This is a genomic window from Paenibacillus sp. W2I17 (assembly GCF_030815985.1).
In the GTDB taxonomy this organism is placed as follows: Bacteria; Bacillota; Bacilli; order Paenibacillales; family Paenibacillaceae; genus Paenibacillus.
The window spans coordinates 561,055-585,030 of record NZ_JAUSXM010000001.1 but is presented as its reverse complement, the minus strand read 5'-3'; the positions used below and the strand labels follow the sequence as shown (position 1 = coordinate 585,030).

The window sequence follows — 23,976 nt, the reverse complement described above, 5'->3', positions numbered from 1 at the left end:
GCCGTTCAACCATTGTTTATCTATATCCGCTTAGTGATGCTCCGGAAGACAAGCGGGCTCCAAGAGCCATCAATTCGTTCCTGAAGTTTCTCATCGACAACTCATCTTCTGGAGATGCAGGGACAGAAGCGTTAAGTTGCCATCGATCCAGAAAGTCTTGCTGCCAGCTCGCCTTCCCAAGCCTGTCCTCCGATCGATCTCCCCCACGCCAGTCGTGATAATCGCTGTTTACAAAATCGGTCCATAACCTGTCCATATATACCTCCGTTTATTGTAACCATCTAATTAAATAAAGAAGGTTACAACTCATCTTTGATGTGTTATATTAAGTGTAACCTCATTAATCAGTTTTAGCTAGTTACATCACAATTATACGCAAGGAGGAAAAGGCAATGACAAAAACAACAGCACTAGATGTGTTACTTATTCAAAAGGATGATACTTGGGATCAATGTAATTGGATTGTACCTTTGTCGAAATCCTTGGAGGGGCTTACAGCAGAACAAGCAGCCTGGATTCCACCCTCAGGGGGATTAAGCATCTGGCAGTTGGTTAACCATATGTATTATTACAACCATCGCTTATTATGTCGCATGCAAGGTAAGGAGCCCACCCTTCCTGCTGTAGACTCCAATGAATACACATTTGGGAATCCTGGAGATCCAACGGACGCAGCCGGATGGAATACACTGCTACAGGGTACAACTCGATTAGCCCAACAGTTGCGAGATCAATTGGCTGCACTACAAGAGTCAGATCTTGAAGCCGCATATATGGATTCCGAAGAGAAATGGGCACACGAACTAGCTCGCTGGGTACTCCATGATGCGTATCACGCAGGTCAGATCGTGCTCCTTCGCAGACAGCAAGGAAGCTGGAAAATCATTTTCTAAAAAAAATGCTTGAACTGCTAGCGCTTACAGGAATAAGATGAACTTATTAATGTTACAGCTTGTTCAACACACTATATAATTGAATAGGATCTTCGGGGTAGGGTGCAATTCCCAACCGGCGGTGATGTTCTTCGGAACCAGCCCGCGACTCGCTATAAGTTCTTAACAAAGGACATTTAGCGACTGACTTGGTGTGAATCCAAGGCCGACGGTACAGTCCGGATGAGAGAAGATCAACACATTGACATGCCGTTCACGGGAAGGCCTCTTTCCTGACGCATGTCCTTGGATGAGCCCCCGTTTATTTGGTATATACCAAAACGGGGGCTTTTGTCGATTTTGCCAACTGAAGATTCCGTGTTCTGACGAAGGAGTCCTGAATATGGAAAAGACATCAGCAGCATCACCTGTTTACCGCAATGAACGAAGTAATACCGGATTCTGGCTTGTAGTTCTCGGCGCCGCCTTATGGGGTGTCGACCCACTCTTCCGCATTATTTTGCTAAACACGATGACATCCACGCAGATTGTACTTGTGGAACACATCATCGTCAGTCTTATTGCCATTCCCGTGCTGTGGAAATTCCGGTCTGACCTGAAAAACCTGCGTGCTCGCCACTGGATTGCCGTGATTTTTATCTCATGGGGAGGATCAGCACTCGCAACGGTATTGTTCACCATGGCACTAACACATAATGATCCGAATACGGTACTTTTATTACAAAAAATGCAACCACTCTTCGCCATCGTGCTGGCTAAACTGTTATTAAAAGAAACCTTGCCACGTCGCTTCGGTGGATTGTTCTTCATTGCATTAGCAGGAACCTACCTGCTTACATTTGGCTTCACATTGCCATTAGGTAACTGGGACAACTGGATTCATGCTGGAAGCTTGTTATCCCTTGGGGCTGCTGCCTTATGGGGAGGTTCAACCGTTATGGGCCGATTGATGCTGGGACAGGCGCGTTATGAAACGGTCACCTCCCTGCGCTTTGTAGTTGCTCTCCCGCTTCTGATCTTTATGACGTGGAATGAAGGTGCGGCATGGACGTTTCCGTCCGGAACGGGTGAACAGACTGCTGTCATCCTCAACATTCTCGGTCAGGCATTGTTACCAGGTTTGCTCAGTCTTCTGTTGTATTACAAAGGTCTGTCGTCAACCAAAGCATCTGTTGCAACACTCGCAGAACTTAGCTTCCCGATGGCGGGTGTGTTAGTGAACTGGATTGCTTTCCGTACACTAATTACATGGGAGCAGCTGCTTGGTTTTATCCTGATCTGGGTGGCCCTCTTCGCCATTTCCAGACAGCAGGAAAGATCATCAACTGCGGCTGATGCTGCACCGAAGCTGCGTACAGAGTAAGTGGATATATCTGAGGTTCACATATCAACAAATAGTCAAATATAAAATAAAACCATTGCACATCAAATTAGATGAGCAGTGGTTTTTTTATTTCCATTACTCGATATTACTCGATTATTTTCTCAATTAGCAATATGAGCTATTAAACCTGCGCTTTATTTCTATATCGCAAATGCAAATGCCCCTCTTTTCCCTCCTCTCATACCGAATATCAAAATCATCGCGCTAAGTCTCTTCTATGTTTTGTCTTTTATCCAATCCGGTGGTACGATGACATATGGAATAAACAGATGAATTATATTCAGAGAGGAACGATCATGATGTCTTCATTCTCATATACCTCCTACGACGCCGTAGGTTTGGCTGAACTGATCCGATCCCGGGAGATATCCCCGGTTGAAATGCTGGAAGCGGCGTTTGCACGCCTTGAAGAAGTGAATCCGCAACTTAATGCGGTTATTCGTACATATGAAAATCGCGCACGGGAGGAAGCCGGTTTGGTTCGCCCTGGAGAACAACCCTTTGCCGGTGTTCCCCTGCTCCTGAAAGATATCTCGCAATCCTTGGAAGGTGAATTTCTGACTTCAGGCTCCCGTTTGTTCAGCGAGCATCGGGCATTACGCAATTCCAATTTTGTCACTCGACTCCGTGATGCAGGCTTTATCTTCATAGGACATACCAATACGCCTGAATTTGGTTTGAAAAATATTACCGAGCCCCGTCTTCATGGCCCAACTCGCAATCCATGGAATATCAATCACTCCCCAGGTGGGTCAAGTGGTGGTGCCGCTGCTGCTGTAGCTTCGGGTATTGTTCCTCTTGCCGGAGCCAGTGACGGAGGAGGTTCGATTCGTATCCCGGCTTCCTTTAGCGGATTGTTTGGATTAAAGCCAACGCGCGGACGGACACCTGTGGGGCCTGGAGTTGGTCGTCAATGGCAAGGCGCATCCATTGATTTTGCCCTATCCCGCTCGGTTCGGGACAGCGCCGCCCTGCTCGATACTTTGCAAGTCATTCAACCCGAAGCTGCGTTCCATGCTCCACTCTTTCCAGGCAGTTACTTGGCTGATATGAGCTATCCACATCAACGAAAACTGAAAATTGCATACACAACGGATTCGCCCGTGGGCACACCTGTCAGCGCAGAAGCCAAAGAGTCTGTATACAAGCTCGTTCGCTGGTTGGAAGATCAAGGTCATCATGTTGAAGAAAAACTGAGTCCAGTCAATGGAGTCAGGTTGATGGAGAACTATTACATGATGAACAGTGGTGAGATGGCCGCCATGATCTCTTCCATGGAACGATCCATGGGCCGGGCTCTGACCTCTGATGATATGGAGATTGAATCCTGGGTTCTGGCTGAAGCTGGCAAAAAGGTGTCCGCTGCGGAATTTGTACATAGCTTAGCAGAATGGGATGTAGCTGCAGCTCAGATGTCTACCTTGTTTGAACGTTATGACTTCTACGTCACACCTGTTAATGCTTTTCCTGCGCCTAAGATTGGTGAATTAACACCTCATGACGAACAGATCCGTAATCTGATGCGAATTAGTGAATTGGACAAGACCCAGCAGCAGCAACTCATCTATGAAATGTTTGAGCCGAGTCTCACCTATACTCCGTTCACCCAGCTTGCGAATCTGACAGGCCAACCTGCGATTAGTGTGCCTCTTCATATGACACCAGAAGGTTTGCCAATGGGTGTTCAGGTGATGGCAACCAAGGGACGTGAAGATTGGTTATTACATCTGGCTGGACAGCTTGAAAAGTCAGAATTATGGATCGGGATGAATGGTAACCCACTTTTTCCAGTCTAAAAATACACGTTGCACTCCTACCAGCAGACCTGTTCTGCTGGTTTTTCCTTTTTGAATAACAAGATAAAATAGTTTGGATTCATTTGGTTTACATAATAAATATGATGTTAATCTATATGACATCCTCCATTCCCTGTTCAGTGCATAATTTTATAGAATACAGGCGATCATAAGTTGGTGGTAAATTAACATACTGGAGGGAAATCAAATCATGGGTATTCTAAGTGGCAACCCCAAGAACGAGCCGATGCATTATGGTGAAATCTTTAGTGTATGGCAATGTTCCACAATAGCCAAAGGCGCTGTGTCTTGCTATCAAGCTTATATGAGTCATGCAGGAGATAAAGATTTAAAGAAAATATTGGAAGATCTGCTGGACCAAGCCAAACTCGAAATTAAAGAATGCGATACACTATTGACTGAAAATGGTATTGCCCCTGCACCAACACTGCCAGAAAAGACCACATGTTGAGTTTGAGGATATCCCGGCTGGCGCAAGATTCACAGATCCTGAGATTGCTGCAAAAGTAACAGCCGATACAGCCATGGGTCTGGTTGCTGCAAGCCAAACGATTGGGCAATCGATCAGAGAAGATATTGGCGCGCTATTTGCTAAATATCATGCGACCAAAACAGCTCTAGGCCTCCGAATTCTTCAAATGAACAAAGAAAAAGGTTGGCTTATTCCCCCACCGCTTCAAGTCAAAAGACCGGATTCAGAATAGAGTTCATTGGAAGACGTGTACAATATGTTGTAGTGAATTGAAGAGACAAAGCAGGAGAAGCCCCCATTCTTCTGCTTTGTCTTTTTGCTATTTTACTGTTTAATTTCCAATGATCAGGTTAATAAAATTTTGAATTCATTCAGAAATTTAAACATTATTGGAGGGAATCATATGTTTCGACATCAAAAAGAGTTGCAATTTGAAGTCAAAGTAGATCGTCCCGATCCCATGCTGGCACGTCAGGTTCAAGAAGTATTGGGAGGACAATTTGGTGAAATGACCGTCATGATGCAGTATCTTTTTCAGGGCTTCAATTGTCGAGGTGAAGAGAAATATAAAGATATGCTCATGGATATTGGCACCGAAGAAATTGGACATGTCGAGATGCTCTGCTCATTGATCAGTCAGTTGCTGGATGGTGCTACTCCTGAGGAACAACAACAAGCCGCTGAGGATCCTGTGACAGCTGCAATTATGGGCGGTATCAACCCACAACATCTGCTCGTCAGCGGTCTTGGTGGTTTGCCAACCAACTCAAACGGTGTTCCGTGGAATGGTTCTTATATCGTGGCAAGCGGTAACTTGCTTGCAGACATGCGTTCCAATTTGCATGCCGAGAGTCAGGGTCGCCTTCAGGTAGCAAGACTGTACCATATGACAACAGATGAAGGCGTACGGGCTACTTTCCGTAAAATGTTAGCACGTGACCGTTATCACCAGTATCAATGGATGGCAGCTATTCAGGAACTGGAGGAAAAAAACGGAGTCGTTGTTCCAGCTTCTTTCCCTCCAGAAGCCGAGCAAGAATCTCAGCCGCAGGCCTATGAATTCTGGAATCTCTCCGAGGGAACTGAATCCGCCGAAGGTTTATGGGCTACAGGAAGTGCACCTGATGGAACCGGAGACTATGTATATATCTCCAATCCTGTTCCAAAGGGACAGATACCTGAGCCCGTCATCCCTGCTACAGAACTTCATCATGACCTGGATATGAAATCAACAGACAAATAAAGTTTTGATTTCTATTTTTTAAAATATTTTGAATTAATTCTGTTTATATGATTTATAGCAGGGTACAACATAATAGAATAATCAATTCTGGAGGTGCTTAATGATGGCAACTAAGGAACTTGCATTACATGAGAAACTCGAAGTACATGAACTGCTAACTCTCAAAACTTCGTGTGCCACCAAAGCCGTAACGATGCTGGAACTCGTAAAAGACGACACACTAAAATCCTTAATCGAAGAAGATTTGGACAACTCTTCAAAAGCTATTGAAGAATTAAAATCCCTATTAAAATAAGGAGGGTTCTCTTATGACTACAACCAAAACGAAAGAAATGCTCGTTAAAGCCATTGCTCCCATGGATGATTTGGCCATTGCTACCGATATGCTCCTCTCTGCTAAGTCAGCGGTACGTACCTATGCAATAGCTCTTACCGAAACTGCAACCCCCCGAGTTCGGAAAGTCCTTAAGGCTCAATTGGATACTGCAATCGAAACCCACCAAAAGATCGCAGATTATATGATCAAAAATGAGATGTATCATCCCTATAGTATAGAAGAGCAAGTTGAACACGATTTACAGAAGTCAGACATGGCGTTGAAATTGTTGGATGACAACTAATGGTTAACGCCTAAAGCGACTCAGTTACGACCGGGTCGTTTTTTAATTCCAGTGCATATTTCCAGCTAGTTTTTTTCGCTTTTCTGCATACCTTTTTTTCTCAGGAGAATGACAACCAATAGTAGTACGGGTAAAAAAATCTGAAATACAGGAGAAGTATAATTCAATGTGTATCCTCGCCCTATCTCAATGTGTTCTGTAAATGTCGGTGATAAAAAAGACAATCCATATAGAATAAGCGCTACTGGAAACACCCATTTCCTATAGTTCGCTCCAGTTATTCTTTCGAGTCCAATCACGGCTCCATGGAAAAATGCAGCCATTTTAATACCCAATCCGAGGAAAAGGAGTAAAGTGAACAAGGCATCCATCCGTTCAAACACTTCAGTCAAATTGATTAATTGTACTGTCTCCAAAAGCGGGAGTGTACTATAGGCAGCAATCTGAGGACCCAAGACAAAAATGATAAGTTGATTGATAAATGTTAAAGCGAGAGCCGTTAGGATATAGGCGATGATCACCGCTCTGTTAAGATTCCTTCCTTTCCGAGCATAGGGATAAAAGACCAGGAATAAGACAACCTGCCCAAATGGAAAGGATACGATCTCCGGAAAAGCAGCTTGAAAAATCGGCTTCCACCCATTCTCCATAACAGGCAAGGCCAGATCCGAGTGAAAAAGACCTGTTGTTGGAATTAAGAAACTGATTAACGCATAGCCCAGCGCCATGAGCGGAAACAGAATCATACACATGAGAAACAGTACACGATATCCATATCGTACGGTGTTGGATACAACGATAATGGTGATCATGCTGATGATCCACATCGACGTTCTGTTCAGTAAGGTCAATTCAGTGACTTCACTGATGTCACGTAAATTTCGTGAAGCCTCATAGGCGAAATAAGCTACAAATGAAAGGCTTACGATTGTCCCTAGTACTTTTCCCATATAACGGCGACACAGAAGAAACAAATCCAATTCAGGTTCCTGATGATGAATAGCCAGATGAAGGAGTAGTAACACCAAGCCACCAGCAGCCCCGGCGAGCATGGCTAACCATGCATCCTGTTTGGCATCTCCACCTATCAGAAACAAGGTTGTACTGCCAACTTCAAATAAGGAAAGACAAACAGCCAATTCGGATACGCGAAGCTCCCTAGACAATTTCATGATTGAACCTCTCCTTGGTGTTAGTCTTTCTGTTCGCCAAGCAACTTGCTGAAAGAATCTTGAAGCAAACCTACTCGTTCCAAAGTTACGTTTACGTTTATGTTAATATCCATCTGTGCCAATTCACTAGACCAGTTGTCTTTTAGAACTTTCCACTCTTTGGGATGTCTTTGATGTATTTTGTTCGCGATCCCCAACATATCGACATGAAGCCTCTGGTTCCCTCTCCATCCGTCCAATATCTGTGCTTGAATGACTTGTTCAGCCTGTCGCTGCAATTCATGAATAGTGTGTGTTCTAACTATATCCTCACCAGATGTGCTCTCATCCAGTTCAGCGTCGACCTTTGCATCTACCTGAACAGCATAATGAAGCCCCTTTTTCACAGGAACGACCTTAACTTTTGCTTTGCGCACAAGAAAAGAGTTCACCTCCCCCTTTGCACCTTTATAGGTCAAGTTGGTCCAGTTCACCCTGTCTGTTAGCCAGACGATACCCATACTTTCTTTTTGGTTCAGAACTCCGATCTTTTTGTCTTTGAGAAATACACTTAATCCTTGAATTCTTAAATTCCCGGGTATGGATGTTTCCTTAAAAATATCAATTGAACTCTGTTTGTTATCGCCCAGTGTATCTGTTGTAACACCAGGAATTCCGGCTGATCCACTGTCTGAAGTGATCTTCAGAGCAACCTCATGTATGTTCATCACGGGATAGTACGACCCTTTTTCATTATTCCGTTCCAAAATCTCGGATAAAGCACGGCCAGGCTGTTTCTCTGGAGGAATCAATTTTTCGAGATACTCCCTTGCTTGACCATCTGCAATAATAAGTTTGGCAGATTCCCGAGAACCAATATTTCGATAATAGTGATCCATGATCTCCGCAATCCCGTATCTTGCCGCTTCTTCACCAATCAGAACGACATTGGTATGTGCAAAATATAATCTTTTGGGATTCTCCACGCTGCTTTGGGCAACAGCTTCCCGAATCGTTTTGCCTTCTGATGAAAATGTGTTCACGGGGGCTTGAGATCCACCAGACGACGACCCAATTGAACTGCTCGCTGGTGGTACAATAATCTGATAGGTAATGATCCACTTTCCGTTTTTCCGGTCAAATCCTGTTGCCGTTGCGATGCCCAGATCATTTAATTCTGTGCGATTTCCACAACCAGCAGTGATCAGTCCGACCATGAGTAAGATTAATATGGACTGCAAGCGAATCATATAAATCGCTCCTTATTCATTCTCAGCTTCATTAATACGGTCTACAATGTTATCCGATCCTGACGGGTATTGATGAGGGGCTTGTCTCGTCTTATTCGTATTCGACTTCTCATCAGGTCTAGTCTTCATAGCCCACCAGGGTACTCTCAACCACAGATCCTTCATATTTGACTTGAAAAACGGACTGTATGGCATCAGATAGTCAACGCCAAATGACTTCAGAGATACCAGGTGTGCAAGTAATGGGACGGCTCCGGCCAATATGCCGTACAACCCCAGCGTACCTGCCAGTACCATAAACGGAAAACGTAATAGCCTTACTGCTGTGGCCATACTGAAATAGGGTATAGCAAAATTCGCTATTGCTGTAAAGGAAACAACAATGACCATCGCTCCTGAGACCAATCCCGCCTCTACCGCAGCTTGTCCGATGACCAATGCACCAACAATGGAGATTGCAGGTCCAATGGCTCGCGGCATTCGCACTCCAGCTTCACGAATGACCTCGAACGTAATTTCCATAAGCAGGGCCTCAAGTAATGCCGGAAAAGGGACCCCTTCCCGTTGTGCGGCCAAGGTGACCAGTAACGTAGTTGGTATCATTTCCTGCTGGAATGTAGTTAGTGCGATGAAAGTCGAAGGTAGCAACAAAGATACGAGGAAGCAGATCAACCGTATAATCCGCAGAAAGGTAGAGATATCATAACGCTGATAATAATCCTCGGGCGTTTGAAAGAAATTAAAAAAAGTAACAGGTGCAATCAAGGCAAATGGCGTACCATCTACCATAATGGCTACTTGACCATCCAATAGACTGCCTGCAACCGTATCTGGGCGCTCCGTATTGATCATGGTCGGAAAAGGCGTAAGCGGTGCATCCTGAATAAATTCTTCTATGTAACCACTTTCGAGTATACTATCAGTGTTGATAGCATTTAAACGTCTGGTAACTTCTTCAATGACTTGTGGCTTTGCTATACCCTGGATGTAAGCCAGTGCAACCACTGTCTGGGTGTACTCTCCAATGGTATGCATCTGGAATTTTAAATCAGGAGTTCGTATTTTCCGTCGAACAAGAGTAATGTTGGTCGTTAGTTCCTCTGTGAATCCTTCCTTTGGTCCTCTGACCACTGTTTGGGACGTGGGTTCCTCTACAGATCTTCTGGCTCCTCCGGCGATCGGCACTGCAAGAACATTCTTTACACCATCAATAAGTATAACGACGTGGCCTGTTAATAAAGCTTCATAGATAAGTTGCGTCGAATCGATATTTCGGATATTCCCGGAGGGTAAGATTCTTTTCACTAACACATCTCTCGGCTGATCTCCCGGAAGCGGATCCGTATTCATCCATTGAATGATATTGTCTATAAGTTCAACCAACAGCGTAGAATCAGTCAACCCTTCCATGTAACATACAGCTAGAGCAGTACCCTTCTCCTCTAATATAGGGAACTCACGAACTACAAAATCAGGACTATACTCAAATGCCTGGATAATGCTGTTAAGTTTATCTTCTAGCGAAATATCCAGACTTTTTGAATGTTGTGTTCGTTTATGAAGTGTTTCTCCTTGCTTTTGTGAAGTAAATACCTCCTTTATCCAACGCATCAGCACAAGAATCCCCCCCTATTTCCGACTAATATGGATTAATCATGCAAAAAGTATACATCGCTCTCGATAATCTAGTCCTACAAAAACACCTTGAAGAATATGCTGTACTGTATGGAAAGGAGGACATCTTATTTATATCATGTTAGGTTATGTGATCCTGGGATTATCACTTTCAGCCCCTATTGGACCCATCAATGCTGCACAATTGGACAAGGGTATTCGAGGTGGGTTTATGCCTGCCTGGTTTGTTGGGCTAGGAGCCATCGCAGCTGATATCATCTATATGCTGCTTGTGTATTTTGGCATCGTACATCTGCTTGAACTTCCGTTTGTAAGGGTATTCCTCTGGATGTTTGGTTGTTTTGTATTGATCTATACGGGTGTGGAAAGTATTAAAAATGCAGGAACCCTTGCCCCTTCTGAAATGAGAGGAGATGATTCGGAGCTTGCCAAGTCATTTACTCAAGGATTCCTGATGTCTCTGTTTAACCCTCTTTCCATCATGTTCTGGCTAGGCATTTATGGCTCAGTTCTGGCCAAGGCTGTAAATGACTCTCCTATGGATCAATTGTTGATATATAGTGGAGCTATCATCTTTGGCGTACTTCTGTGGGATTTATTCATGGCGACTACTGTAAGTTTTTTTCGCAAATACCTCACTTCTACTGTGCTTAAAGGAATTGCTCTCATTTCCGGACTTTCTTTAGTCGGTTTTGGCTGTTACTTCGGATATAAAGCCATTCAATTTCTCTTCTTTATTTGAGTTTGTTTTTTTTGCGTAACCGAATACCCGTGATGTGATAACTGCTTATACCCGTAGAATGCTGCTCATTTTCTTCACTTTCGTCTTTCTTGGCGTTTGATGATGTTTGGGTCGCAGGTTTCTTCTTGCGAATCCGTTGTACAATAACGTCACTAATGGCAATGAGAGAGACAAGCAATAAGCTAATATAGAACCCTGGTCTGCTGAGTGCATGAAAAAGTGTTCCAGTGACTGCAGCAGTGATCAACAATAAGCCAATCCAGCGTTTGATCACATCGAACTTGCCTGATTTCAACAATTTACCGGAGGATAACAAAATAAACGACCAGTTGTACAGAAGCATCAGTCCAGCTGCAGTTGTGATGTATTCATATACTTTGCCTGGGAGTAAGAGAGACATGATGATCGTACCAACTAACCCACAACCAATGAGGGACAAGGCAAATAACGGATACTTCGTTTTCCACTTTCGAGAAAATAACTGCGGGGCGTCTCCCTCCTGCGCGAGGGTAATAATCATAGACGTCACCGCATAGAGCGAAGCGGTCATCGTTGAAAATCCGGCTACAATGAGTACACCATTGAACAAATGTGGGACAAAAGCAAGGTGATCACTACTGAGTGCCAGTACAAATGGACTCTCCTTGGGGTTGAATGCATTCAAAGGAACCATAATTAACGCGAGTCCAATGGATACAACATATACGGTGGATAGCGCAATGAGCATGACTTTTCCTGCCTTTGGGGCATCCTCCGGTTTTTGAAGCCGATATGACATAATGCCAAGAACTTCAATACCTCCATAAGCATAGAACGCAAAAAGAAACGCAGACCACAATCCGATGCCACCCTTTGGAAAAATCGCTGCCATATCCAGCGGTACTTTGTGTTCATATTTGGTTCCCCCAATCCACCCTGCGAGTAGGGCGATGGCAAGCACCAAGAACATGATGATGGCTGCAATTTTAATGATAGCCAGTACATTTTCAACCCGGTCAAATCCCTTGTTACCGAAGAATACAATACAAAGACCCACAATACCGAACCCTGCAGCAAAGATCCAGAGCGGAACAGCCGGAAACCAAAACCTAGAGAAAATGGACAATGCGGTTAGCTGACTCCCCATAATGAGCAACTCCGAAAACCAATAGAACCATCCGCTTGCAAAGCCTGCCCAACTTCCAAAGGCTTTCTTAGCATATGAACGAAAAGATCCTTGTTCCGGATGGTCCGCTGTCATTCTCGCGAGCGCATCAAAAACTACATATGTACCCAAGGCCGCCAAGATATAGGCCAGTAGCACAGCTGGACCACCAATCGAGATCGCAAGGCTGGAACCCAGAAAATACCCTGTACCAATTGTTCCTGCCACACCTAGCAGACTTAATTGCCACCATTTCAGTTTCTTTTCTTCTGTAGCGTTAGTCGATGCTTTACTCATGTTGTCATTCCTTTTCTGTATCATTTTAGGTCACTAAAGGTAGCCTTCCCAATCCACAGCGAATCATGTTCATAAAATAATCCTCATTTGAATGGAACAGGATAGATTGAATATTTCTCAGAACCGTATTACATAATACACAGGTACATCAAAACACACAGGAGGGTTTTACACATGAATCAGTTCTCTCAATCGCAGCAAATTACGCAGTTGGCTCAACAACTTACACAACAAACACAACAGGCTTCGATGCAATATCAACAACTACTTAGACAAGAACAAAGCAACGCTCAACAACTGGAGCAATTGGCACAACGCGAGCAACAAGCTGCACATATGATCCAGACCGCACTGCAAGGACATCAAACTGCCATCCAGCAATTACAACAAATCTCCAATCTTGCTCAACAACTTGCACACTCATCTTCACAGCACGTATCTTATCTTGAGCAGCCATACAACACTCCCAATATCTCAACTAATGGTCAATCCTTTGGTTCATATTCGAATCAAAACCGCCCGCAATAACATTTTCATGTAACACATAAAGGAACCCAGCATTGGGTTCCTTTTTTGTTCGTTTCAAAAAAAGAGACCACAAGTGTCTCTTTTTCGTCATTTCCTTGAGTTTCATACCCGTCCTATACTATAGAGTGCTTTTTCATACTTGATGTTCATTCTTTATGCATTGAGATCATGTATCCCTGGGCTATGCTCATTTGGAAGTTCAGGCATATAAGGAAGTGGATATCCTTGTGGGGGATCGATTACCTGCAGTTCCCCACCATTACGACTTGGCGTTTGACCACTGAAAATCTCAGCGATGCGTGTATTGTCTAAACGGAAATTAAACTGCGCATTGTGGAAACCCATATCTACATATTTCCGGCATTCGGGATATTTATTAATATCATAGTTGGGAATCGGGAATATTTTGCCCCAATTCACACCCAGAGTCTCCAGTGCTTTGGCAAATGCATTTTGATGAGCATTATCACGAACAATCAGAAAACCCAGCGTTTCACGGAATGCTTTGTTGGTACTCATTTCATATATTCTTGATTTTTGCAACACACCCGTAGACTCCAACACAATATTATCAAGTAAGTTGCTTACCAGATTCCCATGATCGTACACATAGTTTCCAAGCCATGGATTACCTGCAGCATCAACAGGTAATGAGCTCTGAGCCCCCATGATGTAATGATGCGGGTTGGCATGTTTAATCGCTTCATCCAATGGAGCACCGTCGACCCCTGCATCTCCCGCGCCCTCTGCACCGGCTCCCGTTAATAACTGATTAATGGTTTGTTGCACCAGTTCAATATGGCTTAATTCCTCAAGAAATACACCACGGATCAGATCTCTATACTGCGTGGCATTGCCCCGAAAATTACTACTTTGAAAGAAAAATTGCATCATCGTCCGCATTTCACCAAATTGGCCACCAAGCGTCTCTTGCAATACTTTTGCTGCCGCGGGATCAGGCTTGTCCGGTACGATCATATTGATCAGGTCTTCACGATAAAAAAACATGGTTTTCCTCCATTCAGGATTAACTTACTATTCTAGTTTCTGTTCCCTTCCTAATTTTATGTAAACCAGCCGTTAACATCTCTGGTATTGGACCGTGAGCCCACCGTCCAGTTGCACTCTCATCACCATGAGAGGGAGTTAAAGAGCACATACGCAACATCTCTCTTCTCAAGTTCTTTCGGGAACGTGCTGGGCACAACAATTCCTTCTTTTTCTTCAAGTTCTCTTATCGCTGCAATCCACTGATTCTGATGCATGGTATCCAGAGCAAGCAACCACGATAACATGTCTTTTACACCGCGGTCATTGGTCATTTCATATAACCTGGCAACCTGAAGTCTGCCTTGAGATTCTGCTGCTAGATTATGTCTGAGATCAGCTAATAAATTACCACTTTAGATAAGTGATATGTATGTGTATTACATCGATCACTTGCATGTCTCCTTAACAAAAATAAGTTGGACTGTCACCATTTTCCCCTTGGGTTATATCCTATAGGTAAAAGGAGGACTATTCATGTCGTTGTTGTTTTCATCTTCTGAGATTGAGAATGAGGAGATCCCTCTCGAAAACTGGAAAAGAGATGCTTACCGTTTATTCTCTTCGAAAATGAGTGACCGGGAGGCTCGATTTCCCTGTATTCCGGCTACACAGGCTTTTGCCCTGGGTCACCTCCGATACGGCTTTGTTTCTAATTTCGGAGACGAGTCTGCAGAACGTAATGTATCAGACATACTCAAGGAATATGGAGAATGCTCTCGTTCATTCGGAGAATATTCTTCATTGATTTTATTTTTTGATAAGGAAAAAGAAGTCCGGGATGTATTGGCCTATGAAACAGCCTTCTGGGATTTATTAAGCCAGATTAGACACTTGGATACCAAGCCTTGGCCAAAAGATATTCCAGAAGACCCGGAGCATCCCATGTGGGAGTTTTGTTACAATGACGAACGGTATTTTGTCTATTGCGGGACGCCAGCCCATATGTCACGACAAAGTCGCAACTTTCCTTATTTCATGTTAGCTCTAACACCGCGCTGGGTGCTCGATATATGGAACGCACAACCTCTGAAAGCTGCAGCGATTGCTCCGAGAATTCGCGCACGCTTGGCTGCCTACGATACCATACCGGCACATCCTGAATTAAAGCAATACGGATCACAAGGCAACCTGGAGTATAAACAATATTTTTTGCGAGATGACGATACCGCTCCTTCCAAATGCCCGTTTCTTCGATCCCTTCAGCAGGACAACGTAAAGGAATAGCTTAAATCGATTCTAAAAATACTCTCCTCCGAATAAACTCTATACCACCCATTTATAGGAGGAGAGCCCTGTGCTCCATACTCGCTACAACTACATAAGCAGCTGGACAAGCCCTATCGAAATAAGAATTCATTACAGACGGAAAGGAAATGACAATGGAAATCTATATTAAGTTCGTCCTGATTGGTCTCGCTATTGCCATGCCAGTGGGAGCAATTACTGTAGAGATGACCAAGCAGGGATTGAGAAATGGGTTTATCCATGGCTGGGCCGTGGGTCTTGGAGGCATGACAATTGATGCTGGTTTGATCCTGGCCATGTACTTCGGGTTTGCTTCCGTCTTATCTCTTCCTTATGTACAAATTCCACTATGGCTTGCGGGAGCTGGATTTCTGGCCTTTCTGGGATACGATTCGATCCGGAACTCAGATCTGGATATGGCAACATCAGAAAATACGAAAGGAAAAATCAAAAAATCGTTTTGGAGGACATACCGCAATGGCTTATTGGTAGCGGTCTCCCCTGGTAATCTTATTTTTTGGATATCTGTTTTTGGTGTTGTATTGTCCGATTCATACCAATCTACCGGTAAGTTGAGTTTTATCATTGCAGGATTTGGCGTACTATGTGGAATTCTCATTCATGACCTGGGTCTGCTCTCCATTGTATCTGTGACACGAAAAGTAATGAGCAAAAAAATGATACAAGCAGTCTCTGCCATGGCTGGAGTCCTTTTGCTGGGTTTCTCGTTCTACTTTTTATATAAATTTGTATTGGCTCTGTGGCTTCTATTTCAGTAAATTATTTCGAGAAATTAAGGTTGTTCCTTCTGAAAAAGGGGCAACCTTTTCTTTTGATTCCTTTTCCATACGCTGCTGCAGGTACTTTTCTGGAACATAATAATTTTTTTGTTAATCAGAAATCATTTGACTTTCACAGTGAAGGATGGCAGTTCATTTAGTCGCGGGGCGTGCTGAATCGTATCTAAAAGGTAGGTAGTAACAGCGGTGTGCGTTCTTTACTATTGTGAATTTTTCATATGTTGAAATATTATAATCATGACGAATTAGCTTTTCATACCAACACAGTTGTCGTTTATCGTTATCTCAAAAAAAGTAGTATGTATAAGATAATTTGGGCATTTCGAAATAGTTAGAATATTTAGTTGTTGTGAATTTTTCATATGATGAAAATATAAGGTTTATGACAAAAAAGGAAGCTGCCTATAGGCAGCTTCCCCAAAATTAAAATCCATTTGGCAAATGCAAAGAATCAGGTCCGGCCAGTCCAATCTGCTCCGGCGATTTCTTTCCATCGTGCTCTAATCTCATCATACAGTTCCTGCGGAAGTGGCCCTTTAGCCACAAGATCAGCATTTTGCTGCCAGCGATTGGGCTTGGCTGTTCCTACAATAGCTGTGTCTACACCTTCGGTACTTAGCGTAAAACGCAGTGCAGTTTCTACCGCTGCCTGGGCATCTTCACCCAGAAAACCATAGTTAAGTTCGCTTAAGCGCTTCCAGTATATAAATGGATAAGCCTCTTCCGAAAGTGTTTCATATGTCCAGGCCGCATTGGCAATAGGTCTTTTGGCGATTACCCCCATGTTTCTTTTTCTTGCCTCAGGCAACGTAAGATCAATTGCTTCCTGATCTGCGATATTTAATGAAGTCTCAAGGCTGTCAAATACTCCGGTCTGAATCGCATATAGCGCATCTGTTGTATCCCCACTATATCCGATAAATCTGGTTTTTCCTGCTTCCTTGGCACGTTGCAGTACTTCGATTACTGCTCCTTGTCGGAGCACTTCTTCAGAGCAGCTATGCAAATGAATAACATCCACATAGTCCGTTTTCAAACGTTTCAGACTACGGTCAATCGTTTGCTCCAGTACTTTGGCATCCCAATCCGGACCTTCGATCCCGGCAGCATGTCCACATTTGGTGAACAAATAGTAGTCATCACGCCGATGTGACAGCACCTCACCGATTAATTCCTCGCTGTCCCCGTAACATTCAGCCGTGTCAATTACGTTTAATCCTGCATCTAGAGCACTATTCAGCAATGTCGCTACATCCGTTCTGGATACATTTTTGCCTATTTCCGCTCCGCCAAATCCAAGTGTACTTACGTTCATGCCAGTATTACCATACTTGCGCGTTTCCATGGTTATCTTCCTCCAAGTTCAGTGAATTGGGTACAGATAAATAGAAATACAGATTAACTTCAACTTCCCTTATGTTATTACCCATCAAGTTGGTTATGCCACCCACTTTTCTAAACTACAACCAACTTCATTTATTTAGAAGCCATAAATGGACATTCCACCGTCAACCAATAACGTCTGACCCGTTATGTATCCCGCTGCATCTGATGCCAGGAATACAACCGGCCCTACCACTTCTTCCAGTTCTCCCACTCGCTGTAGTGGTGTGCGGCTTACAATTTCCTGCAAATACTGGGGATCATCCAGTAGCTTTTCAGTCAAAGGTGTTCGGAAATACCATGGCCCTACTGAATTGACACGGATTCCATACTTGCCCCATTCCAGTGCGAGCACTTTGGTCATATGAATTAATGCAGCTTTGGTCGCACCATATACGACCCCTGTCCGCAAAGCCGTATGCCCACCTACCGAAGAGATGTTAATGATCTTCCCAGTCCCACGTTCTTTCATATGCTGACCCGCCAATTGTGAAGCGAAGAAAGCCGATTTTAAATTTGTCTGCATGATAGTCTCCCACTGCTCGTCCGTTACTTCAAGTGCTGGAGTCCGTATGTTCATACCTGCGTTATTCACCAGAATGTCCAGACTACCCATCTCCGAGATTGCCTCTTGAAACGTCTCTTCCATTTGTTCTTTTGATGTCACATCCGCAGTCAGAGCGAGCGCTTTACGCCCTGTCTGTTCATAGATGTAGGCGGCTGTCTCCTCAATTTCTTTCATCGTTCGGGATACAAGTACAACGTCACTGCCTGACTGGGCAAGTCCAATCGCAATTGCTTTTCCGATCCCTCTCCCCGCGCCTGTCACCAGTGCTGTCTGTCCATCGAGATGGAATTTGGGTACGTTCATGTCACTCACTCCTTCATTAGATTTATAAGTTGAACTAAAGATTATTTACACTGACACTACGATGACAGAATAACCTTCCAATCGCTGTTATCCCCAGATTTTTTGATTCCCTTTTCTGAAGGGGAAAATCCGGGGATAAAGGCGAACGCTTCGCTTTTTCAGGTTTTTTCTGTCCTCTCCGTTATCGTGTAAATGATTAGTTCAACTTATATCGCAATCATGCAAATGCTTTATATGTAGGTAAACCCTGATGGGATTCAGGTTACAAAATACTGGCTTGGATTGCCTAGTTCCGGATGGAACTTTTCTCGAAAGCGTCCTCCCGTATATTCCCCTATAATTTTTCGCCAGAACGCCTGCGCAATAACATTGTTACGAACTTGGGTCACTTTCCATCTTCCTGGAAAACGTTTAAACAGCTCATAGGCTGCTCGAGTGCCCACTCCACTGCGCCGATATTTTTGCATCACAAAAAACTCAGTCAAATAGTAGTCATTATCCTTACTTCCAGGCTCCAATTTCTCCACCAGAGCAAACCCTGCAGGTGCCCCATCACTTGTAATCAAAAAAGGAAACTTGCGGTCCTCCTCTGTCCAGAATGCCTCCAGACCGGGATATTCCGGAAAAATGCCGTTACTATCCACATCAATATTCAGGTATTTGGTAAAATCATATAGATAAAATTGCATTAAATGCCGAATCACCTGACTGCGTTCCCGGGGAACCAGTTCTATTTTCATATTCATCCGGTTCACCTCCTCTGCTTTACGTATACTAATTACTTTAAAGGTTTACGCGCCGAAGGGCAAGGAAGCATACCCTACTTACTGCCTGCTTTGGTGAACAAGCTGTGAGCATGTAAATTATGGTACACTAGAGCATAGAATACTATTAAATTGATATTAATTTTATATGTTTTTCACATGGAGGTGTCGAACTTGACCAACGTGCAAAAAGAGATTGATCGACGCAAGCTGGATGAAAAACTACCTTCCATGCCTTGGTTCGTTCAGCAATTCATGGACTACAAGCTGCCTGACCTGTCCCCCTCTACCCTGCTCGAATATCTGAGAGATTACGAAGCTTTCTTCGGATGGTTGCGAGCAGAAGGACTGTCCGAGGCAAGCTCTAATAAAGAAGTTACGTTGACTGAACTGGAAGTCCTTCGCATGGATTCGGTTACCGCCTATCGGTTATTTCTCACAACCAAACGGGAAGGAACCAATTCCAGAATTACCGTCTCTCGCAAACTCTCTTCCCTTCGCTCCCTTTTCCATTACCTGAGCCAGATTGCGGAAGATGAAGACTTTTATCCTTTGCTAAAGCGGAACATTATGGCCAAAATCGAGATCAAGCGTACCCATAAACCCAAGGACACCGCTGCCAAACTCAAAGGTAAAATTCTGGAGGAAGAGGAACTGCTGGAATTTATCGGCTATATCCTTGAAGGTTACGCTGTTGATATGGAGAAGAACAAACAGGCACTGTATTCCCATGAGCTCAACAAAGAACGGGACGCCTGTATTGCCAGCCTGATTCTCAATTCAGGTTTACGGGTGTCGGAAGTTGTTAACCTGAACGTCGATGACCTCGACCTGAACAACAAACTCCTGTATGTTTACCGCAAAGGTAACAATGATGAGACGTACAAAACACCCGTTTATTTCAGGGAACAGGCTAAGGACGAACTCGCGACTTATATGAACCTGCGGCAATCACGTTACCGTACGCCCAAGCGGGAGAAAGGTCTGTTCATTGCTTTGCGTAACGGAGATTCAGAGGGCAGTCGAATGACCAAAAGAGCGATCCAGGCCATGATTATGAAATACGCCAAGCGCTTTGGCAAACCATACTTGACCGTGCACAAATTACGTCATTCATTCGCAACCGACTATTATCTGCAAAATGATATTTACAAAACAAAAGAGCAACTTGGACACGCTTCTACGGAAACGACCGAGATCTATGCTCACCTTACCGACAAAACGATGTCCGAAGCCATCGAACGTCGTACCGACGATGGGATGTAACATCCCGAACAACATAAAAGCAGCAAGCCGTATCAAGGATTTCGATCCGAGAAAAGCCTGCTGCTTTTTTTGTTTTTTGCATCATTCAAAGATAAGAGCATAAGCAGAAATGATTTTAGTTTACATAATAAAAATTACGTTATAACCTAAAGCGATCAATCACGCTCACTGTACATTCAATCATGTATAGAGACCATTATGTCCCGTGTCTTAACATTTCTACGATTCGACTTCGCCATTCTGCCTACACTTGCTCTTACCCATCTGTAACAACGCTTTGGCTATATCCTCCGTTTCATGAACCGAGTACCATGTTATATCTCTGCTTACGGTGCTCTGCTCTATAAACTGCTCTGAAGGTAGCCATGAGATCATACCTACTACCCCTTCAAGCTGATTAACCAAGGTCAGATCTTTCTCTTCTCGAACCATCACGAATTTGGGATAAGAAGCGTCCTTGAATCCTTCAATGACTATCCAATCATACCCGGACAGATAGCTCAGCATATCCTCCAGCTTGGTTGCCTGTCGCTCCATAATCGCAGTACGTTTCTCTGATATGACAACCACCGCCGAGGCCCCCGCCTCCCCAAATTGATACGAATCCGTTCCTTCTTGATCCATCTCGAAATGGTCATGTCCATCATGCTTAATCGCCGCTACCTTAAGTCCTAAGGAAGAAAAGTGCCCGATCAGCGCGGCTGTCAAGGTTGTCTTGCCCGTGTTTTTGTATCCAACAATCTGTATGATATGAGGTTTGTTTTCACTCATTGTAGTCATCTACCCACTACCTCACATGGCCTGAGGGCAGTTTGATAATACGTACCTGCTCACCCGCAGGAATACCTTTTTTCTCAGGTGGAACAACAATCAGGCAATCACTGTCCTTAATCGTAATCATCACGCTGGATTCATCTACACGGGCAGCAGCCGGTATCGCGTACACCATGCCATTGCGGATCTCTGTGCGTCCACGTACGAACCGTGTAAAATTATTAACTTTGGTGTATTCTTCTTCCAAGATCGCAGTCCATTCTTCCAAATAAGGATGAGCATCCGCCTGCATGGAACGAATGGTTGGACGAACAAACAGACCAAAACCTACAAAACAAGCCCCCGGGTTACCCGAAAGTGCAAAAAGCAATTTATCTTTATATACAGCAGCTGTGGTCACACTGCCTGGTCGCATCGTCACTTTGTTAAACAACATCTCCACATGTTCTTCCAACACAAGTTCGCCCATAATATCATAATCCCCGACGGATACACCGCCTGTGGTCACCACGATATCATTATCTTGAATGGCTTCTTCCAGTTTGGCCCTTGCCGTATTCACATCGTCTGCAATAGAACCGTACATCACCGGCTCTCCACCTGCTTCAACAACCAGAGAGCGCAGCATGTAACTGTTGCTATTCCGAATCCGACCTGGTTGTAATGGCTCATCTACATCTAGCAATTCCGTGCCCGTTGCGAATATCGCCACTTTTGGACGTTGAAATACGGGAACTTCTGCTATGCCAAAAGTAGCTAACACGGACTGCTCTCCTGCCCTGATGATCGTTCCTGCTTCGAGCAGTTGCTGTCCCTCTTGGACTTCCAGTCCAATTGGGGTGATGTTAGCACCCGACAATATGTGCCGTTTCAATGCAATCCATTGTTCTCCGTCCTCCACCTTGCTCTCGGTCATCTCCATCATGACTACCGCATCCGCACCTTCCGGTACCTGTGCACCCGTCATGATGCGAGCCGTTGTACCTGAAACAATGGTGTGATCCGAGGTGTAGCCGCAAGGAATTTCATCAATTACTCGAAACCAAACTTGATGATCACTCGATGCATCTATGGTATCTGTACTTATAATCGCGAATCCATCCATACCCGATCTCCGGAAGAATGGATATGGATGAGGTGCCTGAATCGTCTCTGCAAGTGTGCGGCCATGAGCAGATTCAAGGTGAACTTTCTCTATGGAGCCTACAGTAACTCTTGCAGCTATTTTGGCTTGGGCATCCGGTACCTGTACAGCTGTTCGATTGAATTTGGCAGTTGTCATATCATGTGAATGTGAGTTCATTTTCAAAAGTATTCTTACCTCCTAGAGACATATCATCTTTTAAGAAAGTGTAGCCCGAATGCTGTAAGATAACAAGTACATCACTTATTGAATCCTGTGACAAAATCTTATTTCTTACAGGTGTAACATCCCTTGATCTATATTCAACATGAAAGGCATCTTGTCTGCCCATAATATAATTGACTAAGGGAGGCGATGATCATGAGTAATCGATGTGAATTATGCGGAAGAGAACCTGTGAATACAACCGTTCATCATCTGACACCCAAAGAAATGGGCGGAACATTTCTGCCAATAGCCAACCTGTGCATCCCCTGTCACAAACAGATTCATTCGCTATACACGAATCGTGAAATTGTAACCCTTGGTCTCACTGATCTGCAATCCTTGAGACAAGATGAACGAATGATTCCATTTATCCGCTGGATTCGCAAACAGCCTGCTTCAACGATTCCCCGTGTACGCAAGTCCAATCATGTTCGCAAATCGTAAACCAAAAAGAACAGCTCCAAGGTCATGTGCCGGCGAGGTGAATCCGCCTTCCCTTGTCACTGTTCTTAAATGAACTATGCGATTGGCAGCCATCCTTATGATTAGATGTTTATTATCTTCGCCTCTTAATTCGGCCGCCGCCCACTCTGGTTTTCGGTTTTTTGTAGGATTTCTTAGGTGAATCAAACAACCCACCACTGCTCTTGTTGCGATCAATGGTTCCCTTGCTCTGATCCTTGTTGCGGTTGAATAATCCTCCGCCAGATCCCACGCTTGAATCTTTATCGCTTCCGCGCCTTGTAATCGTACCTTTCCGATCAACAGTAATGGGTGGAGCAAGCTTCTTATCATTACTTGTTGGTGCACGATAAGATCCTGCACTCGGTTTATACGTATCTTTATTGGTATATCCACGATAGTTGCCATAACCTCGCCCGCCAAAAGAATCGAACAGATTACCGATTAACGTAGCGGTCAGATAACCTTGTAAAAAAGATGAATCGTAGTTCTGCCGAACATATTCCTTGGAGTCCACCTCAACCAAGGTATCCTCCGGCTTGTTCGGGTCTTGCTGCAGGTGATAATACTCGTCCTGATAAACGAGGAACATACGCTCTGTGTTCTCTGCCGAGATCTGATCCGGTTGCCTTTGGTCAGACAATTCCTGAGCCACTTCCGGAACGGTACGATCTGAAGCCCGGTACACATAGGACGTTGAGTTACCACTGCCGTTAACCGATTCAAGCGGATATGTGTCCTGAACAGAAGGTGCTCCGCACGCGGACAACAGAGACATCACAAGGCTGAGGACCAGCATTAATTTTAATCCATGTGCCAAGCGTTTTTTCATTG

24 protein-coding genes, 2 pseudogenes and 1 riboswitch are annotated in these 23,976 nt (G+C 44.2%); of the genes and pseudogenes, 13 read left to right on the top strand and 13 right to left on the bottom strand.

All coding sequences use genetic code 11. The features are described 5' to 3' along the window. Positions 1 to 16: 16 nt before the first annotated feature. Complete coding sequence (locus QF041_RS02710; RefSeq protein ID WP_307411520.1) at positions 17 to 256, bottom strand: ABATE domain-containing protein; 240 nt, start codon at positions 254 to 256, stop codon at positions 17 to 19. Between the two features lie 136 nt (positions 257 to 392). On the opposite strand from QF041_RS02710, the gene QF041_RS02705 reads away from it, so the two are divergent. The 7 genes and pseudogenes from QF041_RS02705 (at position 393) to QF041_RS02675 (ending at position 6,429) form a co-directional block, all read left to right on the top strand. After that, on the top strand, positions 393 to 893 hold the full coding sequence (locus QF041_RS02705; RefSeq protein WP_307411517.1) for a DinB family protein: 501 nt from the start codon (positions 393 to 395) through the stop codon (positions 891 to 893). Positions 894 to 977: 84 nt separating this feature from the next. Beyond that, positions 978 to 1,131: riboswitch (FMN riboswitch) on the top strand. A gap of 144 nt (positions 1,132 to 1,275) precedes the next feature. Further along, positions 1,276 to 2,256 (top strand): DMT family transporter, encoded by a 981-nt coding sequence (locus tag QF041_RS02700; RefSeq protein WP_307411513.1) that lies wholly within the window; start codon positions 1,276 to 1,278, stop codon positions 2,254 to 2,256. A 320-nt stretch (positions 2,257 to 2,576) separates the two neighbouring features. After that, positions 2,577 to 4,073, top strand: a complete 1,497-nt coding sequence (locus tag QF041_RS02695; protein ID WP_307416880.1) for an amidase — start codon at positions 2,577 to 2,579, stop codon at positions 4,071 to 4,073. A gap of 211 nt (positions 4,074 to 4,284) precedes the next feature. Beyond that, positions 4,285 to 4,798, top strand: a pseudogene (locus QF041_RS02690) (DUF3231 family protein). 171 nt (positions 4,799 to 4,969) lie between these two features. Then, positions 4,970 to 5,809, top strand: coding sequence for a manganese catalase (locus tag QF041_RS02685; protein WP_307411510.1), 840 nt, complete (start codon positions 4,970 to 4,972; stop codon positions 5,807 to 5,809). Between the two features lie 100 nt (positions 5,810 to 5,909). Further along, positions 5,910 to 6,104 (top strand): spore coat protein, encoded by a 195-nt coding sequence (locus QF041_RS02680; RefSeq protein ID WP_237174893.1) that lies wholly within the window; start codon positions 5,910 to 5,912, stop codon positions 6,102 to 6,104. 13 nt (positions 6,105 to 6,117) lie between these two features. Continuing rightward, on the top strand, positions 6,118 to 6,429 hold the full coding sequence (locus QF041_RS02675) for a spore coat protein (protein ID WP_307411506.1): 312 nt from the start codon (positions 6,118 to 6,120) through the stop codon (positions 6,427 to 6,429). 65 nt (positions 6,430 to 6,494) lie between these two features. Here QF041_RS02675 and QF041_RS02670 read toward each other — a convergent pair whose 3' ends face one another. Genes QF041_RS02670 through QF041_RS02660 form a run of 3 tightly spaced genes read right to left on the bottom strand, consistent with a single transcriptional unit; the run spans position 6,495 to position 10,441 of the window. Beyond that, positions 6,495 to 7,601 carry a GerAB/ArcD/ProY family transporter gene (locus QF041_RS02670; protein WP_307411503.1) on the bottom strand — a complete coding sequence of 369 codons (1,107 nt, stop codon included), beginning with the start codon at positions 7,599 to 7,601 and terminating at the stop codon, positions 6,495 to 6,497. A gap of 20 nt (positions 7,602 to 7,621) precedes the next feature. Beyond that, positions 7,622 to 8,830, bottom strand: a complete 1,209-nt coding sequence (locus tag QF041_RS02665) for a Ger(x)C family spore germination protein (RefSeq protein WP_307411499.1) — start codon at positions 8,828 to 8,830, stop codon at positions 7,622 to 7,624. Positions 8,831 to 8,842: 12 nt separating this feature from the next. Beyond that, positions 8,843 to 10,441, bottom strand: a complete 1,599-nt coding sequence (locus QF041_RS02660; protein WP_307416879.1) for a spore germination protein — start codon at positions 10,439 to 10,441, stop codon at positions 8,843 to 8,845. Between the two features lie 142 nt (positions 10,442 to 10,583). Here QF041_RS02660 and QF041_RS02655 point away from each other — a divergent pair, with 142 nt between their 5' ends. After that, a complete protein-coding gene (locus QF041_RS02655; protein WP_373461255.1) occupies positions 10,584 to 11,207 on the top strand; it encodes a LysE family transporter in 624 nt (207 codons plus the stop codon). Here the strand turns inward: QF041_RS02655 and QF041_RS02650 are convergent. Continuing rightward, positions 11,200 to 12,648, bottom strand: a complete 1,449-nt coding sequence (locus QF041_RS02650) for an amino acid permease (RefSeq protein ID WP_307411496.1) — start codon at positions 12,646 to 12,648, stop codon at positions 11,200 to 11,202. The genes QF041_RS02655 and QF041_RS02650 overlap by 8 nt on opposite strands. A gap of 174 nt (positions 12,649 to 12,822) precedes the next feature. On the opposite strand from QF041_RS02650, the gene QF041_RS02645 reads away from it, so the two are divergent. After that, a complete protein-coding gene (locus QF041_RS02645) occupies positions 12,823 to 13,176 on the top strand; it encodes an AMP-dependent synthetase and ligase (protein ID WP_145321997.1) in 354 nt (117 codons plus the stop codon). A 153-nt stretch (positions 13,177 to 13,329) separates the two neighbouring features. On the opposite strand, the gene QF041_RS02640 is transcribed toward QF041_RS02645, so the two are convergent. Together QF041_RS02640 and QF041_RS02635 are read right to left on the bottom strand one after the other, a co-directional pair. Further along, the gene (locus QF041_RS02640; RefSeq protein WP_221821600.1) at positions 13,330 to 14,184 is read right to left on the bottom strand and encodes a manganese catalase family protein; all 855 of its coding nucleotides are present in this window, start codon (positions 14,182 to 14,184) and stop codon (positions 13,330 to 13,332) included. Positions 14,185 to 14,272: 88 nt separating this feature from the next. Further along, positions 14,273 to 14,579 (bottom strand): annotated as a pseudogene (locus tag QF041_RS02635) (manganese catalase family protein); the annotation flags it as partial. Positions 14,580 to 14,700: 121 nt separating this feature from the next. On the opposite strand from QF041_RS02635, the gene QF041_RS02630 reads away from it, so the two are divergent. Both QF041_RS02630 and QF041_RS02625 read left to right on the top strand, forming a co-directional pair. Continuing rightward, the gene (locus tag QF041_RS02630; protein ID WP_307411492.1) at positions 14,701 to 15,450 is read left to right on the top strand and encodes a YqcI/YcgG family protein; all 750 of its coding nucleotides are present in this window, start codon (positions 14,701 to 14,703) and stop codon (positions 15,448 to 15,450) included. Positions 15,451 to 15,605: 155 nt separating this feature from the next. After that, a complete protein-coding gene (locus QF041_RS02625) occupies positions 15,606 to 16,250 on the top strand; it encodes a LysE family translocator (protein ID WP_307411489.1) in 645 nt (214 codons plus the stop codon). Between the two features lie 472 nt (positions 16,251 to 16,722). Here the strand turns inward: QF041_RS02625 and QF041_RS02620 are convergent, their stop codons facing one another. The 3 genes from QF041_RS02620 to QF041_RS02610 form a co-directional block, all read right to left on the bottom strand. Next, entirely contained in the window at positions 16,723 to 17,616 is an 894-nt protein-coding gene (locus QF041_RS02620) for an aldo/keto reductase (RefSeq protein ID WP_307411486.1), read from the bottom strand. A 135-nt stretch (positions 17,617 to 17,751) separates the two neighbouring features. Then, positions 17,752 to 18,525, bottom strand: a complete 774-nt coding sequence (locus QF041_RS02615; RefSeq protein WP_307411483.1) for an SDR family NAD(P)-dependent oxidoreductase — start codon at positions 18,523 to 18,525, stop codon at positions 17,752 to 17,754. Between the two features lie 257 nt (positions 18,526 to 18,782). After that, a complete protein-coding gene (locus QF041_RS02610; protein WP_076210139.1) occupies positions 18,783 to 19,271 on the bottom strand; it encodes a GNAT family N-acetyltransferase in 489 nt (162 codons plus the stop codon). Positions 19,272 to 19,463: 192 nt separating this feature from the next. Here QF041_RS02610 and xerS point away from each other — a divergent pair, with 192 nt between their 5' ends. Further along, on the top strand, positions 19,464 to 20,555 hold the full coding sequence (gene xerS, locus QF041_RS02605) for a tyrosine recombinase XerS (protein ID WP_307411480.1): 1,092 nt from the start codon (positions 19,464 to 19,466) through the stop codon (positions 20,553 to 20,555). 219 nt (positions 20,556 to 20,774) lie between these two features. Here xerS and mobB read toward each other — a convergent pair whose 3' ends face one another. Then, positions 20,775 to 21,335, bottom strand: a complete 561-nt coding sequence (gene mobB / locus QF041_RS02600) for a molybdopterin-guanine dinucleotide biosynthesis protein B (protein ID WP_307411476.1) — start codon at positions 21,333 to 21,335, stop codon at positions 20,775 to 20,777. 7 nt (positions 21,336 to 21,342) lie between these two features. Then, on the bottom strand, positions 21,343 to 22,632 hold the full coding sequence (locus QF041_RS02595) for a molybdopterin molybdotransferase MoeA (protein WP_307416877.1): 1,290 nt from the start codon (positions 22,630 to 22,632) through the stop codon (positions 21,343 to 21,345). Between the two features lie 201 nt (positions 22,633 to 22,833). Between QF041_RS02595 and QF041_RS02590 the strand changes: the two genes are divergently transcribed. Then, positions 22,834 to 23,124 carry an HNH endonuclease gene (locus tag QF041_RS02590; protein ID WP_307411473.1) on the top strand — a complete coding sequence of 97 codons (291 nt, stop codon included), beginning with the start codon at positions 22,834 to 22,836 and terminating at the stop codon, positions 23,122 to 23,124. A gap of 112 nt (positions 23,125 to 23,236) precedes the next feature. Here the strand turns inward: QF041_RS02590 and QF041_RS02585 are convergent, their stop codons facing one another. Beyond that, positions 23,237 to 23,974 carry a DUF4247 domain-containing protein gene (locus QF041_RS02585; RefSeq protein WP_091029419.1) on the bottom strand — a complete coding sequence of 246 codons (738 nt, stop codon included), beginning with the start codon at positions 23,972 to 23,974 and terminating at the stop codon, positions 23,237 to 23,239. Positions 23,975 to 23,976 lie beyond the last annotated feature (2 nt).